General features: G+C 66.9%; 15 protein-coding genes and 2 pseudogenes. 12 read left to right on the top strand and 5 right to left on the bottom strand.

Annotated elements, in window-relative coordinates:
• Nucleotides 1-10 precede the first annotated feature (10 nt).
• Nucleotides 11-1,177, bottom strand: a complete 1,167-nt coding sequence (locus JQX13_RS06135) for a trypsin-like serine protease (RefSeq protein ID WP_203408128.1) — start codon at nucleotides 1,175-1,177, stop codon at nucleotides 11-13.
• Between the two features lie 353 nt (nucleotides 1,178-1,530).
• Between JQX13_RS06135 and JQX13_RS06130 the strand changes: the two genes are divergently transcribed.
• On the top strand, nucleotides 1,531-2,346 hold the full coding sequence (locus JQX13_RS06130; RefSeq protein WP_203408127.1) for a dioxygenase: 816 nt from the start codon (nucleotides 1,531-1,533) through the stop codon (nucleotides 2,344-2,346).
• Between the two features lie 74 nt (nucleotides 2,347-2,420).
• Here the strand turns inward: JQX13_RS06130 and JQX13_RS56160 are convergent.
• Nucleotides 2,421-3,134: pseudogene (locus tag JQX13_RS56160) on the bottom strand (RCC1 domain-containing protein).
• Between the two features lie 370 nt (nucleotides 3,135-3,504).
• On the opposite strand from JQX13_RS56160, the gene JQX13_RS06120 reads away from it, so the two are divergent.
• The 8 genes from JQX13_RS06120 to JQX13_RS06085 all read left to right on the top strand — a co-directional run bounded on the left by JQX13_RS06120 (nucleotide 3,505) and on the right by JQX13_RS06085 (nucleotide 11,713).
• On the top strand, nucleotides 3,505-4,347 hold the full coding sequence (locus JQX13_RS06120) for a Hint domain-containing protein (RefSeq protein WP_203408126.1): 843 nt from the start codon (nucleotides 3,505-3,507) through the stop codon (nucleotides 4,345-4,347).
• A gap of 223 nt (nucleotides 4,348-4,570) precedes the next feature.
• On the top strand, nucleotides 4,571-6,178 hold the full coding sequence (locus JQX13_RS06115) for a M1 family aminopeptidase (RefSeq protein ID WP_203408125.1): 1,608 nt from the start codon (nucleotides 4,571-4,573) through the stop codon (nucleotides 6,176-6,178).
• Between the two features lie 45 nt (nucleotides 6,179-6,223).
• The gene (locus JQX13_RS06110; RefSeq protein ID WP_203408124.1) at nucleotides 6,224-7,087 is read left to right on the top strand and encodes a hypothetical protein; all 864 of its coding nucleotides are present in this window, start codon (nucleotides 6,224-6,226) and stop codon (nucleotides 7,085-7,087) included.
• 157 nt (nucleotides 7,088-7,244) lie between these two features.
• The gene (locus JQX13_RS06105; protein WP_203408123.1) at nucleotides 7,245-8,810 is read left to right on the top strand and encodes a M4 family metallopeptidase; all 1,566 of its coding nucleotides are present in this window, start codon (nucleotides 7,245-7,247) and stop codon (nucleotides 8,808-8,810) included.
• A gap of 42 nt (nucleotides 8,811-8,852) precedes the next feature.
• On the top strand, nucleotides 8,853-9,692 hold the full coding sequence (locus tag JQX13_RS06100) for a hypothetical protein (protein WP_239014574.1): 840 nt from the start codon (nucleotides 8,853-8,855) through the stop codon (nucleotides 9,690-9,692).
• A gap of 105 nt (nucleotides 9,693-9,797) precedes the next feature.
• Nucleotides 9,798-10,466 carry a TetR/AcrR family transcriptional regulator gene (locus tag JQX13_RS06095; RefSeq protein ID WP_203408122.1) on the top strand — a complete coding sequence of 223 codons (669 nt, stop codon included), beginning with the start codon at nucleotides 9,798-9,800 and terminating at the stop codon, nucleotides 10,464-10,466.
• Entirely contained in the window at nucleotides 10,463-11,224 is a 762-nt protein-coding gene (locus JQX13_RS06090) for an SDR family NAD(P)-dependent oxidoreductase (protein ID WP_203408121.1), read from the top strand. The genes JQX13_RS06095 and JQX13_RS06090 overlap by 4 nt, the downstream gene beginning before the upstream one ends.
• A 123-nt stretch (nucleotides 11,225-11,347) precedes the next feature.
• Complete coding sequence (locus JQX13_RS06085; RefSeq protein ID WP_203408120.1) at nucleotides 11,348-11,713, top strand: hypothetical protein; 366 nt, start codon at nucleotides 11,348-11,350, stop codon at nucleotides 11,711-11,713.
• A 38-nt stretch (nucleotides 11,714-11,751) separates the two neighbouring features.
• On the opposite strand, the gene JQX13_RS06080 is transcribed toward JQX13_RS06085, so the two are convergent.
• Nucleotides 11,752-12,801: a Rieske 2Fe-2S domain-containing protein gene (locus JQX13_RS06080; RefSeq protein WP_239014573.1), complete on the bottom strand. Its 1,050-nt coding sequence runs from the start codon at nucleotides 12,799-12,801 to the stop codon at nucleotides 11,752-11,754.
• A 36-nt stretch (nucleotides 12,802-12,837) separates the two neighbouring features.
• Here JQX13_RS06080 and JQX13_RS06075 point away from each other — a divergent pair, with 36 nt between their 5' ends.
• Entirely contained in the window at nucleotides 12,838-13,905 is a 1,068-nt protein-coding gene (locus JQX13_RS06075) for an AraC family transcriptional regulator (protein WP_203408119.1), read from the top strand.
• A gap of 111 nt (nucleotides 13,906-14,016) precedes the next feature.
• Here the strand turns inward: JQX13_RS06075 and JQX13_RS06070 are convergent.
• Nucleotides 14,017-14,403, bottom strand: a pseudogene (locus JQX13_RS06070) (alpha/beta fold hydrolase); the annotation flags it as partial.
• 264 nt (nucleotides 14,404-14,667) lie between these two features.
• On the opposite strand from JQX13_RS06070, the gene JQX13_RS53735 reads away from it, so the two are divergent.
• Entirely contained in the window at nucleotides 14,668-14,856 is a 189-nt protein-coding gene (locus JQX13_RS53735; RefSeq protein ID WP_343211145.1) for a LysR family transcriptional regulator, read from the top strand.
• 69 nt (nucleotides 14,857-14,925) lie between these two features.
• The gene (locus JQX13_RS56155) at nucleotides 14,926-15,375 is read left to right on the top strand and encodes a transposase (protein WP_203408118.1); all 450 of its coding nucleotides are present in this window, start codon (nucleotides 14,926-14,928) and stop codon (nucleotides 15,373-15,375) included.
• 386 nt (nucleotides 15,376-15,761) lie between these two features.
• Here the strand turns inward: JQX13_RS56155 and JQX13_RS06055 are convergent, their stop codons facing one another.
• Nucleotides 15,762-15,956 carry a fumarylacetoacetate hydrolase family protein gene (locus tag JQX13_RS06055; RefSeq protein WP_239014572.1) on the bottom strand — a complete coding sequence of 65 codons (195 nt, stop codon included), beginning with the start codon at nucleotides 15,954-15,956 and terminating at the stop codon, nucleotides 15,762-15,764.
• Nucleotides 15,957-16,016 lie beyond the last annotated feature (60 nt).

The raw sequence follows: 16,016 nt of genomic DNA, 5'->3' as shown, positions 1-16,016 counted from the left end.
GACGCGTGACTTACGGGATGGTCGCGGTCAGCGACACGCCCGAGTACGACGAGTAGCCGCGCACGGAGACGTACCAGGTTCCGGCCGTCGGGTTGCTGAACGAGCAGCTCTCGGTGTTGCCGTCCTCGTACGGGCGGCAGTTGTACGCGCTCGTCGTCGGCTGCGAGCCGGCGCGGACGTAGAGGTCCGCATCACCCGTGCCGCCGGACTGACTCACCGTGAGGCTGGTGGCGCCGGACGGGACGGTGATGGCGAAGTGCTGCCAGCTGCTGCTCGCGCCCGAGAGGCCCGTCTTGGAGAGCAACGTCGACGGCGGCGGCTCGCCGCCGCCACCGCCGATCTTCGAGGTAATCCAGCTCTCGAACTCCGATACGCGCGCGTACATGCCTGGGTAGCGCGAGTCGGCGCAGCCGTAGCCCCAGCTGACGACGCCGGCCAGCACGCGCGTGCTGCCCTTGAGCACCGTGAGCGGACCGCCGCTGTCGCCCTGGCACGAGTCCTTGCCCGCCGCGGCCGCGCCGAGCTGGTCCGCGCCGATGCTCTCACTCGGGTAGGACGACTGGGCCTGGCTGTTGCTGATGATTTTCACGTCCACGGTCTGCAACGTGTCCGGAAGCGTGCTGCCGCCGCTGGTGAGCGTGCCCCAGCCGGTGACGCGCGCGGTGACGCCCGTGTTGGTGACGCCCGCGGACGCGTCGGCCTTCGTGACGAGGCCGATGGCCTTTACGTTCGACCCGCTCAGGTCCAGCGGAGTGGACAGGCGCAGCAGCGCCACGTCCTTGCCGTAGTTGGCATCCTGGTAGCCGGGATAGACGATGACCTCGGCGACCTGGCGGATCTGCCCGGAGGTGCTCATCCCGCTGCGCGTGGTGCTGCCCGCCGCCACCCGGCCCGGCTTGCTGACGGTCCCACCCGACTTCACGCAGTGCTGCGCGGTGAGGATCCAGTTCTCGTTGAGGATCGAGCCGCCGCAGAAGTGGGAGCCCGAGCTGGACTGCAGCGACACCTGCCAGGGATTGGCGGCGATCGTCGTGTTGGTTCCGCCGACAATCTCCTGCTCGCTGGCCTGGACCGGCTCCTGCGTCTGCTTCTCCTCGAGAGCCTCCGAACCACAACCCACCAGCAGCGACATCGTGCTGGCAACGGCCCAGCGGCGCACGAACAAGCTTGGGGACATTCTGACCTCGGGTGACGGGGGGTATGAGACGCGCTTATTGTGGAGTTGCGCGACACACCGAGTCAACGCTGATTTCGCATCTTTCTTTTTGTTACGGCTGTGTCGCCACAGGGCTCGCTTCGAGGGGAAAAGTCCCGGCAACGGGCACGGTCGAATTCTACCAGGAAGCTGAAACCGTGTTGCAGTTGCCACTGCGACAGGGTTCCTGTCGAGGGCCGAGCCTCTGCAGGTTGGACTTACGTGATATTCCACATATTCGAAGAAGATGTGTTTGTAATGATTTCCTGTTCTGCTTAAGGAATGCTTAAGAAAGGCCTTCTACCTTCCTCGTGCTGCAACCCACGGGGGACACAATGATTGAAAATGATCACGATCACGACAAGGGCCTCGAGCACGATCTGAAGATCCTGGCGCAGAGGACGGGCCGCAGACAAATCCTGCAGTTGATGGCTGGGGCCACGCTCATGCCCCTGGTGGGCTGCGGGGCCGGCGCCGAGGAGGGCATCGGTGGCGAGGGCCTCCTCACCGAGGACGGGCTTGCGAGCTGTGCGACGATCCCCGAGGAGACCCAGGGGCCGTATCCGGGTGATGGGTCCAACGGACCCAACGCGCTCAAGCTGTCGGGCATCGTGCGCAGTGACATCCGCTCCAGCATCGCCGGTGCAACCGGTACCGCGGCGGGCGTCCTGCTCACGCTCAAGCTCACCCTGGTCAACTCCAGGCAGAGCTGCGCCCCACTGTCGGGCTACGCCATCTACCTCTGGCAGTGTGACCGTGACGGCAAGTACTCGATGTATGCCCTTCCCAACCAGAACTATCTGAGAGGCGTGCAGGAAACGGGCAGCGACGGGACGGTGACCTTCAAGACCATCTTCCCGGGTTGTTATGACGGCCGGGTGCCGCACCTGCACTTCGAGATCTACCCCAGCCTCGCGAAGGCCACGTCCGCCAGCTACAAGATCAAGACCTCGCAGATCGCCTTCCCGTTGGATGTCTGCAAGACGGTGTATTCCACCACGGGGTACAGCGTGAGCCAGACCAACCTGTCCAGGGTCAGCTTCGCCACGGACATGGTCTTCCGGGACGGGACGTCACTCCAGATGGCGAGCGTCACGGGCAGCCCCACGGCGGGTTACATCGCCACCCTGCCGGTGGGCATCTCGGTGTAGTCCGCGGTCATTCAGCCCGTTCCCTCTCCGCATGTTCCCGCGGAGAGGGAGGCGTGGCCACGGGGCCTCGCAATTCAATACAGCAGGGAGCGGATGGCTGTGGTGGCGTACACGGGCGCTCCATTGCCCAACTGGCCGTAGGGGTTGTATCCCCAGGACCACAGGGTGCCGTCGGAGCGCACCGCCAACACATGGCCGCCGCCAGCGGCCGTGGCCACCACTCCGCTCAGCCCCTGCACCCGCACCGGCGAGGAGAGCCAGGCCGTGGACCCATCTCCCCGCTGGCCGTATTCGTTGGAGCCCCATGCCCACAGGGTGCCGTCGGAGAGCACCGCCAACAAGTGAAGGGTGCCAGCGGCCACGGCCACCACCCCGCTCAGCTCGCGCACCTGCACGGGCTCGGAGCTGGGGTTCGTGGTGCCATCCCCCAGCTGGCCGGTGGAGTTGTCACCTCAGGCCCACACGGTACCGTCGGAGAGCACCGCCAGCGAGTGGTTGGAGCCCACATCCACGGCCGCCACTCCGCTCAGCCCTTGCACCTGCACCGGCGTCCGGCGAGCGCTCGTGGTCCCACCTCCCAGCTGGCCATAGCCGTTGCCGCCCACAGCCCAGACCGTGCCATCCGGGCGCACCGCCAACGAATGGCTGACTCCCGCCGCGATACGGTCTCCCGCCCGCGTGTCTTGCAGAGCGGAGTCCAGCACCTCCGGCTCTTCTGGAACGCCGACGGGCCTCCCACAGCCAACAGTCAGCAGGACTCCGAGCCAGACTCCCAACAGCCCGGGCATCCACTACCCTGTGTTGTTTTGCATCCCGCGACTCCTGGCTCCAAGGGATTTGGAGGGGATTCCCTCATAGATGAGTCCAGGCGGGGTGCCGAGCGCCCAGGAAACCCGGCTATGCGGCTGTTGTAGGGAATTTCACCTATACGGCGTCGCATATGCGATTGTGCGTATGAGGTTACGCGTATGCGATTTCGCGTACCGAGGGCCAGTCCGTCGCTCTCACTCTAGAGGTCCGTGAAGAACAGGTAGCGCGGATGGAGGGAATTCCCCATCCTGAATGTTTTACAGGGTGTTTATTTAGTCTTCACTTTTGGTGTGAGTCCGGCTTATAACGCCTGACTGCCTTTCGAGGCATAAAAGGGGTGATGCTCACATGAGAATCATGTTTGTGCGTCTGATTGTCGTGGCTGCTTTTTCGATCTCGTCGTCGGCGTGGGCGCAAGTCGAGACGCGCTGCTTCCAGGATGATCAAATCCTGTATCCGGAGCAGGCCGTGGGCCGTAACGCGTGGGCGAGGAAATGTGGTTACATCAATGCGGCGCGCGAGACGGCCTACAACTCCTTCGGAGACTACGTCATCTTCGCGAGCGGGTGCCATACCTATCCGAATCACACGACGGGTACCGCCTGCACCTTCCGCGTCCCTGTTTCCGAAGCCGAGCCTTGCCTGTCGTTCACCCCGACGTACCTGGGAACGTGCATGGTGGGTTGCTACACCGGCACGGAAGAGGTGCGCTTCGGTGAGAAGTATTGGCCCATCGCCGAAGCCCCCTTCGCCGGACTGAGCACGGTGACGGCGCTCACCCAGAACGCCACGCTGGCTCGGCCGGAGTTCTCCGAGCAACCCATCCGCACCTTCGTCGCGGGCGACACCGTGGAGGACATCTTCGTCCTGGAGACCGTGGACGGCCGCCGCGTCGAGGTGACCTCCGAGCACCCGATGGTCAACGGTGATGGCATCATGGTGCGCGCGAGGACGCTCAAGGCGGGTGACGTGCTGCTGGGCGTTGACGGCCAGAAGGTGGAATTGAGCCAGGTGAGCGTGTTCCGCTACACGGGCAAGGTCTGGAACGTGCAGCCCGTCAGCAAGGTCAAGATGGAGAACGTGCTGGACGTGGAGGGCCTGATGACCGGCTCCGTGCGCTTCCAGAACGAGTGGTCCCAGGACTACTTCCGCCTGTCGGTCCGTGAGGACGCGGACGTCAGCGGGCTCTGAGCAACGCCGGGCCTGAGCGTCCCCGCGAAAGCGGGGACGCGGGTCTCACCATACACAAGCAATTCCCACAGGGGGGGGCGCGGTGCTTCGAACATTCTCTTCCAAAATATTCTGTCGCACCAGAATCTTCCGTCGCACCAGGCTCGCGGTTGTGCTGTCGACCCTGGGGGCGCTGGGAGCCGGCTGCACCGAGGCGGGCCCGGATGAGCCAGGTGACATCGACATGGATTCAGGGCATGTCGACGTCGCTCCCGGCGAGCTCCCACCGGACATCCAGCGATACCACTACGACTTCAACCTCACCACGCGTGAGGCTCGCTCGAGCCTCTACTTCGACGTGGCCCCTCCTGGGGGGGATTGCATCACGCTGGACGCCCCCGACAATGTCACCGACATCCGGTGGAACACGGGGCAGCCCGTCAGCGTCCAGCCGGCCAGTGGCACCCTGCGCGTTTGCGGCGAGCCGCTCTTCGCCGGCCAGGTCCTGCTGGAAGGCGGCATCACCGTCCCCGAGCAGACGTACGACTTCTCCCCCGTGGGATTCACCCGGACGAGGGATCACGCTGGCAACACCTTCTCATACCTCCTCAACTGGGTCGAGCAATGTGACAGGTTTGGCCCGTGCAATGACGATCCGGGGCAGCTCGCCAGATATGTCCTCGAGGTGACCCATGCCGATGGGGAGGTCACCCTCTGCCCGGGCAAACGCACCCGGGTGAACAGCACCAAGACGCGCTGCGAGCTGCTGCAGACGCCAGCGCCCACCTATTCCTCCTTCGCCGTCGCCTCCAATCGCGCGTGGAGCAGGAATCAATGGCTCGACGTGGATGGCACGAAGCTGGTCTTCTTCGAGGTGCCGGGTGGCCGGCTCGCCGCGTCGCTCTCCAAGAGCGTCATGGCGGGCTACGTGCGGTGGATCAAGGGCCTGCTCGGGCCGCTCCCCTATGGCGAGGAGCTGCGCATCGCCGGGGCGCCCACCCAATGGCTGGGCGTGGAGCATCCCGCCAACATCATCCTGCGTGAGGATCTGCCGGATCTCCCCCCCAGGGAATACGCGGACATGACGCGCCACACGCTCATGCACGAGATCGTCCACCAGTGGGCGGGCAATCGCACCACCCTCGCGGACGCGTATGACTTCGCATGGAAGGAGGCCATCGCCGAATACCTGACCTATGTCTACGAGGTCAGGAACTGGCCCGCGGACGCCGCGCGGACACGCGCGTATTGGGATCGTCTGGCGCGCACCGCCTTCTACCATCCACGGCCGACTGATCGCCCGACCCCCTTCCTGTCCTATGCGATGGAGACGTACGGCACCGGCTCCATGCTCTTCTTCGTGCAGCTGGAGGATCTGCTGCCTGGCGGCCAGGACACCATCGTCCAGGCCATCAAGGAATTCCTCTCGGGTTCGCCTGGCACGCGCGGCGTCGCGGATCTGCAAGCAGAGCTGGAGCGGGCTTCGGGGCGGGACCTGGACGCCTACTTCAATGCCTGGGTGTATGGGGCGGGGGAGACGGACTGGCCCACCTTCACGGTGAACACCACACAGCAGAATGGCGAGCTGCGCGTGGAGGTGACACAGAAGACCTTCTTCTCGGGAAAGATCTATCCTGTGAGCGTGGTGATCCAGGTGAAGGGTCCGACGCAGACGGTGAACGTCCCCGTGAGCTTCGGGCTGCAACCCACCGAGGCCACCACCAGCGCCACGGTGCCCTTCGGGGAGCCGGTCGTCTCGGTGGCGGTGGATCCAGAGAACCGGGTCGTCAGTTGGAATCAGTCCAATGGCTTGCAGTCCCTGGAAGCGCCGCCGCAACGGTGGCTCTTCTAGCCGGAACCGGACTGCTGCCAGGGTCCCATTCGAGGAGGATGATCCATGCGAAGCAATGACCTTCCCCACCGGAAGGCCCTCGTGGCCCGGTGGGTAGCGCCAGCCATTGCCCTGTTGCTGCTCGGTGCGGCTGGCATGTACACCGTCGTCATCCAGTTCTGGCCTCATGCGCTGTCCCGGCAATCCGGAGCCGAGGTTCCCCGGCCGGCGCCTTCCAGCCCTCCAGCGGCGGTCAGGGCGGCTGCCCGGGAGGAGAGGGCTCCGGGCACCGCGGCGGGCGCCTCCACGGGCGATTCCAGCGCGGCGTCACGGGAGGCGGTTGCTTCCGGGGGCAGGGGGGCTGCCCCGGAGCCGCCCCCCATGCCCGCCCCCGCGGATACTCCGGCCGCGCGCCGCGAGGCCATCCGGACGGCCGCGCGCACGTATCGCGAGGGACGCTTCAATGTCTTCTTTCGCGAGGAGACCCTCATCCAGGAGCTGAACCGTGGCGGGCGTGAGAACATCACGGCGCTCCAGCAGGAACTGGCGGATCCCAGCGCACTCGCGGCCCTGCCGGCGGACACGCGGTTCGTGGAGGGCAAGCCCGAGGCCGTGCTGGATCGCATGGCGATGATCGACCTGCTCCACTCCCTGGCTCCCGAGGACGCGGCGGCGCGTGACGCCATGGTTTCGCTCGCGCTGGAGCCCATCGACCCAGCACTGTCCGAGGTGGCGAAGAAGAGCCTGGTCGGTGAGAAGTATGATCTCTTCTTCCGGCTGGCCCAGCTGGATCGTCAGCGCGCGGTGAGCACCTTCAAGCAGTTGGGGAGTGACAAGCTCAAGAGCCTGCTGCGCAACGCGCTGCTGGCGGGGCTGTATGAGTCAGGGGCCACGACGGACGAGGTCCAGCGGCTGACGCATCACCTCTAATCCCGCGGAAACGCGGGCTCCCACATCCGTCCGGCACCCGGACGGTCCATTGTGTTCGGTCCAAGCAGTGTCTCCCGGCCTCACCGGAACGGGAGACGTCTGTCCTCATGCCGAAGCGCAACAGCGGTAGCAACCACATGCAGAGAAGGAGGATGTCTTGAATACGAACTGGAAGCGCAGTCTGGCGGGAGTGTGCCTCATCACCCTGGGTTCAGCGTGCGGCGGTGAGTCCGACGCCGGTGCGTTGGAGGGGGCCGGGGAGACGAAGACAGGCCTGTCGGCCCAGGTTGTCACCGAGGGACCAGGAGGGGTGCCCACGTTCATCCGCGGGAACTTCGGCTCGGTGAAGACGTCGCTGGCCCGCTCCGGGTTGCGTGGCAAGAGCCTGGCGGCCGAGGCCGAGCAGGCGTTGGCGCCCGTGCTCAACGGCGTTGCCCCCCTGTTCCGCCTGAGTCCCAAGGAGCTGCGCGTGCGCTCCGCGCGCGTGGACGAGGTCGGCATCACCCACGTGCGTTACGACCAGGTACGCAACGGGGTGCGCGTGGTGGGCGGCGAGCTCATCCTTCACGTGGACGCGTCGGGTGGGGTGTACGCGGTGAATGGCTCGGCCCGGGGCGCGCCCGAGCCGATGACGCTGGCGCGCATGACGCCGGAGGCCGCGGCCGTCGCTGCGCTGGAGGGCATCTCCACGCTGAAGCCCGAGGGCGAGGCCCAGTTGGTGTACTTCCTGGATGCCCAGGGCACGCTGTCGCTGGCCTATGAGCAGATCCGCTCGGGCGAGCGCGACGGCGAGCCGGCGCGGGACATCGTGTATGTGGATGCCGCCAGCGGCCGCGTGCTGGACGTGCACCCGCAGCTCCACTCGGCCCAGAACCGGCGTGTCCACACCGCCAACAACGGCTCGGCCCTGCCCGGCACGCTGCGGCGCGCGGAGGGCAACGGCGCGGTCGGTGACGCCCACGTGGACCAGAACTACGACCACATCGGCACGACGTATGCCTGCTACGAGACCATCTTCGCGCGTGACTCGTTCAACGACGCGGGCGCCACCATCACCAGCACCGTCCACTACGGCAACAACTACGTCAACGCCTTCTGGAACGGCACGCAGATCGTCTTCGGCGACGGTGACAACTTCAACTCCGGCCAGCTGGGCCGCGACCTGGACGTGGTCTCGCACGAGTTCACCCACGCGGTGACCCAGTACGATTCCGGCCTCGTCTACCGCAACGACTCCGGCGCGCTCAACGAGAGCTTGTCGGACATCGCGGCGGCCATCTGCGAGAGCTGGGCGCGTGGCACCGTGGACGCCGACGTGTGGAAGATCGGCGAGGACATCTGGACGCCGGGTACCGCGGGCGACGCCCTGCGCTACATGGCCAACCCGACGCAGGACGGCTCGTCCCGTGACTACTACCCGGAGCGCTACGTCGGCACCGCGGACAACGGTGGCGTGCACTGGAACTCGGGCATCCCCAACCTCGCCTTCAAGCTGCTCGTCACCGGCGGCTCGCACCCGCGAGGCAAGACGGCCGTCAACGTGGCCGGCGTGGGCATGAACCGCGCGGCGCAGACCTTCTACTTCGCCAACCAGAACTACTTCACCGCCAACATCAACATGTCCGATGCACGCGCCCTCACCATCCAGGCGGCGGCGGACCGGTACCCGGCGGACACCGTCAACGCCGTCCGCGACGCGTGGAGCGCCGTGGGTGTGCAGTGAGCGCCCGTTCCCGCCTCTGAGAAACCCCGAGGGAGACCATTCATGAAGAAGAATATCCTGATCGCGCTCGCCGTCGTCGCCACCTCCATGTCCAGCACGGCCCTGGCCCAGCTCCAGACCCGCTGCTTCCAGGATGACCAGCTGGAGACCTCCGAGCTGGCTCGTGGCCGCAACGCATGGGCCCGGAAGTGCGGCCTCATCACCGCCGCGCGTGAGGCCTACCTGAACGAGGCCAACGAATACCAGGTGTTCACCAACGGTTGCTACGCGTACCCGAACGTGCCGGCCGGTTCGACGTGCTCCTTCCACGTCCCCGCCAGTGAGGCGCAGGCCTGCCTCACGGGGCTGATCAAGCTGGGCACGTGCGTGGCCGGCTGCTTCACCCCCTCCCAGCATGTGGACTTCGGCGGGCGGGACGTGACCGTCCCCGAGGCCTACGCGTCCGGGTTGACCCAGGTCACCGCGCTCACGGCGGACGCCCGGCTGGATGCGCTGAGCTTCGGGAATCAGCCCATCCGCTCCTACGTGGCGGGCGATACCCAGGAGGACATCTTCCTGCTCCAGTCCTCGGACGGCCGCCGCATCGAGGTCACCTCCACGCACCCGATGCTCCTGGCGGATGGCACCATGGTGAAGGCCCACGCGTTGAAGGAAGGCGACCGCCTGCTGGGCTCGGATGGCAGCAAGCTCGAGCTGTCCAGCGTCAGCGTCTTCAGCTTCAAGGGCAAGGTGTGGAACGTGCGCCCGGCGAGCCAGAACAAGACGGAGAACGTGATGAGCGCGGAAGGCTTCCTCACCGGCTCCGTGCGTTACCAGAACGAGTGGGCATCGGACGACTACCGCCTGTCCATCCGTGAAGAGGTGGATGTCAGCGGCCTGTGAGCTGACGCCCCGTGAGGCCGGCGCGGCCGGGTGTTACCCCGGCCGCGCTCCTCCGGAAACGCCTCTTGCCAATGCGACCGGCCGGTCATATGACTGGCCGGTCACATGCCTACGAGCACCTTCTTCCGGCTCCCGGACGAGCGCAGGGACCGCCTCGTGAACGAGGCCATCATCGAGTTCTCCGAGCGGAGCTACACCGAGGCCTCGCTCTCGCAGATCGCGAGCCGCGCGAGCATCCCCAAGGGCAGCGTCTACCAGTACTTCGAGGACAAGCTCGACCTGTACCGCTGGCTCCTCACCGAGGAGGCCCCGCGCCGCAAGCGTGAGTTCATCGGCGCGGCGCCCCCGGAGGGCGACTTCTGGGCTCGTCTCGAGACGTTCATCGAGCGCGGCATGGCGTTCCTCGTCGAGCACCCGCGTCTGGCCCGGCTCTCCGCGGCCGCCGCCGCGCCGACGGCGGTGGTGGAGGTGCGCGGCCTCTACAAGGCCATCTGCGAGGCCGGCATCGTGGAGCTTCGCGCCGTCCTGGAGGAGGGGACCCGAGATGGTGCCCTCGACGCGCCGGACCTCGACATCGCCACCCGCTTCGTCTCCACCGTCATCGGCCCCGGCCTGACGGATGTGATCCTCCACGAACTCGGCGCCGAGCTCCACGAGGTCCTCGCCTCGGACTCCCTGCGCAAGCGACTGAACCTCAAGCGCCGGCGGGCCCTCGCCCGCCAGGCCATCCTCTTCATCCGCAACGGACTGGGCTCGGAAAGGAAGACACGATGATTCGCCATGACTTCACCGGACGCGTCGCCTTCGTCATCGGAGGCACCTCCGGAATCGGCCTCGCCTCGGCGCGAGCCTTCGCCCGGGCGGGCGCCAGCGTCGCGCTCGCCGCCCGGGGCGAGGAGGCGGGACGTGAGGCCCGCGCGGCCCTGGAGGCCGAAGGCGCCCGCGTCCTCTTCTTCTCCACCGACGTGCGGGACGAAGCCTCCGTGGCGAGGGCCGTGGAAGGAACCGTGAAGCACTTCGGCCGGCTCGACTTCGCCGTCAACAGCGCGGGCGCCGGTGACATGGCCCCGCTGGAGAAGACGAACCAGGACGTCTGGGACGACGTCATGGCCGTCAATGCCCGAGGTGTCTGGCTGGCCATGCGCCACGAAATCCCGGCGATGCTGGCCACGGGCGGAGGCTCCATCGTCAACATCAGCTCCATCTTCGGCCTCGCCGGACGGGCGGAGTACCACGCCTATGTCGCCTCGAAGCACGCGGTGGTCGGAATGACGCGGTCCGTGGCGCTCGAGTTCGCGACGCGCGGCATCCGCGTGAATGCCCTCTGCGCCGGGGCCACCCGGACCGACGGCATGCGCAAGGCGGAGACGTTCATGCCCGACATCGTCCGGGGGCTCGTCTCCCAGCACCCGATGGGGCGGATGGCCACGGAAGAGGAGATCGCCAGCTCCGTGCTCTGGCTGTGCTCCGACGGCGCGGGCTTCGTCACCGGCACGCCGCTGGCCGTTGATGGCGGCTTCCTCGCCGCATAGCTAGAATGGCTGCCCATGCCAGATCGAAGGTCTTCGATGTGTCGGGGTCTCCATGAGAGCCGTGTCCTCGCCTTCCTCGTGCCCCTGCTTCTGCTGGAGCCTGCTTCGGCAACCTCTTATGGGATGACCTTCGATCTGCTCTCGCGCTCCAGGAAATGCGAACCGAAGAAGTACGGTGATGGCGCGACACTCTGCACCTATCGTTCCCCCTCTGGCTTCTCGCTGGAGATGGATGGCGTCGGCACGGACAATGTCATCGTCTCGGTGCAGGAGGCCCGCATCGAGGACGGCCTCTATGTCTCTTTTGACTACAAGTCGGGCTGTGTGAAGGTCCTGCCGGGCCTGAGGGGGCCGGGGGGGACCGTGTACATTTCGACTCGTGATGGATGGGTGTACCGGAATCTACAGGATTGCCAGTCGCAGCGCCGTGAGCCGTGTGAAGCCAAGAAGTCCCATGAGCAGTCGCTTTTTCATGCTGTCGTCCTTTGAAGGAGGGGGATGCCCGGGACCTTGAAAGCCCAGGCACCCTAGGGGACATGCATGACTGGCGCGTGACTGGACGGCGTCCGCTGGGCCTCCAGCCGCCGCTCATACAATCGGAACCAGAGCGCGATACCCGCGTCGGCTCTCACCAGGTGGAAGTCCTGCCGGACGGGGTGCCTCGGCTCGCTGTCGCGCAGCAGCGCGTAGTCCTCCGGTTGGATGAATCGCAGCTCCGTTTGAACGAGGAGCCACGCCACCAGCCCGCCCACGAGCGGGAGTTGGCTGCGGTAGCGGAAGACCACCCAGGTGTTCTCCGCGTCGATGGGCGTGGCCGCCACCAGGGCCTGGGTGCGGCGGCCGAAGCGGGCGAGCAGCAGATGAGGAAAGAGCACCCTGAGCTCCGCCTCGAAACCGCTTCGGCCGTCCCAGGGTTTGCCGTCGTCCTCTCTCATGACGCCGTGGGTGTGGATGACGTCGCCCTCGAGGCGCGCCGTGTATGGGTCCAACCAGGTCCCCATCCCCGGAGCCCACCGGCGGTGCGCGAAGGGAAAGTGATGCAGATCCAGGTTCCCCTCCATCACCCGGGCGAAGGGGACATTCCAGGTCAACGTGGCCGTGCACGTGCCCGCTCCCGTCCCGGGAATCTCGTGGTTCCAGGGCAGCGGGGGAAGCTCCTCCCGTTGCTCGCCCCACCACAGCCACACCAGCCCGAGGCTTTCCCGCACCGCGTATCCCTTCACCCGCAGGTCGGCTCGGATCGGTCGCGCCTTTCCCTCGCAGGGCACGCGCACGCACGCGCCATCCGCCGCGAAGCGCATGCCGTGGTAGGGGCACTCCAGGCACCCGCCCACCACCCGGCCCCGCGAGAGGTCGGCGCCCCGGTGGGGGCAGGCTGCCTCCTGGGCCACCGGTTGGCCCTGGCCGTCCCGCCACAGCACGAGCTCGCGGCCGAGCCGGGTGACTCGCACCGGCTGACGGCCCAACCGCTTCGATTCCCATATCGGGTACCACGTGTCGCGCACGAAGTCCTCTCGTGCCTCCATTCCCCGTATCCGCTTGTCCTCATCCGTTATCATCCGTCCAGGGCTTTCCATGTCTCCAAGTTAGAGAAGCCCCATCGGACGTGAGTGATGCCACGCGACAGAAGGAGTGCTCCCACGCGCCAACCGCCCCCGGCACCCGCGGGCCCCACCGCCTGGGCCGGATGGGTGCTGCGCGTGCTCGACTCCGCCGAGGCCAGGGGCCTTCCCCGGCGTGTCCTGCTGGAGGCCTCCGGGCTCGAGCGCGTGCGGCTCACCGAGCCGGAGGCGCGAGTGCCTCTGCTCTCCGTCTACACGCTCCTGGAGGAAGCGGCGGCTCGGTTGGGGGACGGATGTCTCGGGTTGCACGTGGGCGAGGCCCTCCGGGCGGAGGATCTCGATGCGCTCGGTTTCCTCATGGTGAGCAGCCGCACGTTCGGTGAGGCGCTGGAGCACGTGCTGCGGTACCAGCGCCTGTGGAGCGAGGGGGAGCGCTTCGCGATGGAGCGAGGAGCCGGGCGGGTGTCGGTGACGTACCACCCGTACGGGCCCGAGCGCCCCGCGCACCGCTTGATGGCCCAGCTCGTCTTCGCGGATCTCCTCGTGAATGGGGGGCGGCTGGTGGGAGGACTGCCGGGGGCCCGCCTCCGGTTGCGCGGGCCTCGCCCCAGGGAGGCCTCGGTGTATGCGCGCGTGCTTGGCGTGCCGGTCTCCTTCCGTGCGCCCCAGGACGAGCTGGTGTTTCCGGTCGCCCTTCTCGCGAGACCGTTGCCCGGAGGAGACGCGGGCTTGTCGGGTGTGCTCGAGCGGGCCGCGGAGCGGATGCTGGCGGGCCTTCCCTCCTCGTCCCGCACGGTGGATCGGGTCCGGGCACTGATGCCCGAGCTGTTGCCTGAGCCGGGCGCGGAGCTCACGCAGCTGGCGGCCCGCCTGCGGATGAGCCCCCGTACGCTTCAGCGACGCCTTCGTGACGAGGGCACGTCACTGGAGGCCGAGCGCGAGGCCTTCCGGCGGCAGCAGGCGTGCACGCTCCTCGAAGCGGGCACCCCTATCGCCGAGGTCGCGTGGCGGCTCGGCTATTCCGCGCCGAGCGCCTTCCACCACGCCTTCCGTCGTTGGACGGGCCTGTCTCCGCGGGCGTGGCGCGTGAACGGAGAGGGCGGTACGGCAGCCGAATGAGGGGGATTGGGACTGATGACTACCGGGACGTGGCGGGAAGCAACGAGCGTGACGCGCGCCCGTGCGCCCTCGCTGATGCCCATCAACCAGCCGGTACAAATCTCCATCAACAAGCGTGCGCGGTAACACCAGCCCCAGGGTCGGGCGCAGCGCCTCGCGATGGGTGGCCGAGCCGTCCGCCCAGTAGGCCCTCAGCGGATCCCAGAAGGACTGGAGGCCCTCTTCATAGGCGTTGCCGTTCTGCACGATGAGCGCGGTAACCCGCTTCGGGTGCTTCAACGCCAACCGGAAGCCGACCGGCGCACCGTAATCCATCACATACAACGTGTAGCGCGTGGCGCCGAGCTGGCTCAGGAGCCCATCGACGAGGTCCGTGAACGTCGCGAAGCTGTAGTTGAATTCCCTCCGGTCCGGCATCGCGCTCAGCCCGAAGCCGGGGTAGTCGGGCGCGATGACGTGATAGCGGTCCGCCAGCGCGGGGATGAGGTTGAGATACATGTGAGATGACGTCGGGAAGCCATGCAGCAATACGAGCAGTGGAGACTGACATGGACGGACTCCTCGGTTCAGACGTCGGATGGCGTCCGCGACGCGGCATCGCGTCTGTGTGAGGAGAGATAGTCCGCTGCGTGGAGCGCCTGAACCTCTAGGCTCCACCACAAGTCACTCTTTCGCGAAGAGGAAGAATGGATCGGTTTGATGCGATGCGGGTATTCGTGACGGCGGTGGACGAGGGGAGCCTGGCAGGGGCCCGGTCGGCGCCTGGGCCGCTCTCCGGCCGCTGTCACTCGAGCCATCGCCTTCCTGGAGGGCCATGTCGGGGTGCAGCTCCTGCACCGCACCACGCCTTCCACTCGCTGGTGCTGGACGGTGTTTTCGTGCCAAGGGAGGGCGGCGTGCGCTTCGAGCCTTTGCCGCCGCCCACGCAAGCAGAGGTGGTGCGGCTGCTGAGGGTGGTGCGCCACCGGGTGCTGCGGTTGTTGGAAAGAAGAGGGGTCCTGCCCGCGCAAGGGACCGAGGATGCGCGGCAGGCGTACCAGGCGCAGTCGCTACAGCAGCGGCTGCGTCTTCACCGGCCTGGAACTGTTACGGCGTGTGACATCCCTGGTGCCTCCACCTCGGGCAAATCTCACGAGGTTCCACGGCGTCTTCGCTCCAGGCGCCCAACTGCGGCCATTTCTGGTCCCCCAAGCAGGGGTGAAGCGGGAGCCAGAGGAGGAGAGCCCGTCTTTTGCCGAGAAGGAGGAGGAGCCGAAGAAGGAGCGCACACTCCGATGGGACCAGGCCGGGCTGCTGCGCAGGACGGAAAGCACGGGACGTGTTCGCGTGTGTGAGGTGTGGAGGAAGGCGGCGGGTGCTGGCGTAGGTGAAGGAAGGGGGGGGAGAGCGATTGTGGAGCACCTGGGCCAGCCCCCGACAGGAGAGAGGCAGGCCCCGGCGCGCGAGCCCCCTCAAGCCGCGTGGTGTTGAGGCTCGAGCCGCCCCAGCCAAGAGAGCCAGGCCCCTGCCTCGCACCTGCTGGGAGCGCGGCCAGGGCCGGCGTGTACCCCAACGGGCTGCGCGGCTTCTCCACCGACTGGTGCACTGCTCGGGCGGCCCCCGTCAGCGGCCCTCCTCGGCCCCTCCGCTCCAGTCCACCACCTCTCAACATGCCTTCAATCCTTCCTATGCTCTCTGGCCACACTTGCCTGAGCGCCCGCCAGCTGTTTCCGCTCCGGCCTTCCCCGCCTTCTCTCCCCTGGCTGTCCGGCCCGTGCACCCTCTGTCCTGGCCTTCCACGGCGATCCGCTTTCAGCCGCCGTCCGGAGGGATGCGCCCTCTTTGCCCGAGAATGTCTGGACTTGCTCCCCGCCTCTTCAAACCCTCTCCTGCGGACCTTGGATCAGTCCTGTCCACTCCAGCGCCCGGTCCCGAGGAATGTTGCACCCCCGCCGCCCCACCACCACCACCGCGAGCTCGGCTTCGTGATCGAGTTGCTCCGAGCAGGTGGGCACCGCGAGTGGCACATCGTGCGCGAGAAGACTCATCAGCCACCCGAACGTTCGCTCCACGATCCAGCGCTCCTCGTTGGCGACCTGGCGTCGGGTCCGCCGTTGCGTTCAAGCGCTCCG

It is taken from the genome of Archangium violaceum, assembly GCF_016859125.1.
In the GTDB taxonomy this organism is placed as follows: Bacteria; Myxococcota; Myxococcia; order Myxococcales; family Myxococcaceae; genus Archangium; species Archangium violaceum_A.
The sequence above is the reverse complement of the archived record's forward strand: the minus strand, read 5'-3'. Positions and strand labels throughout refer to the sequence as shown.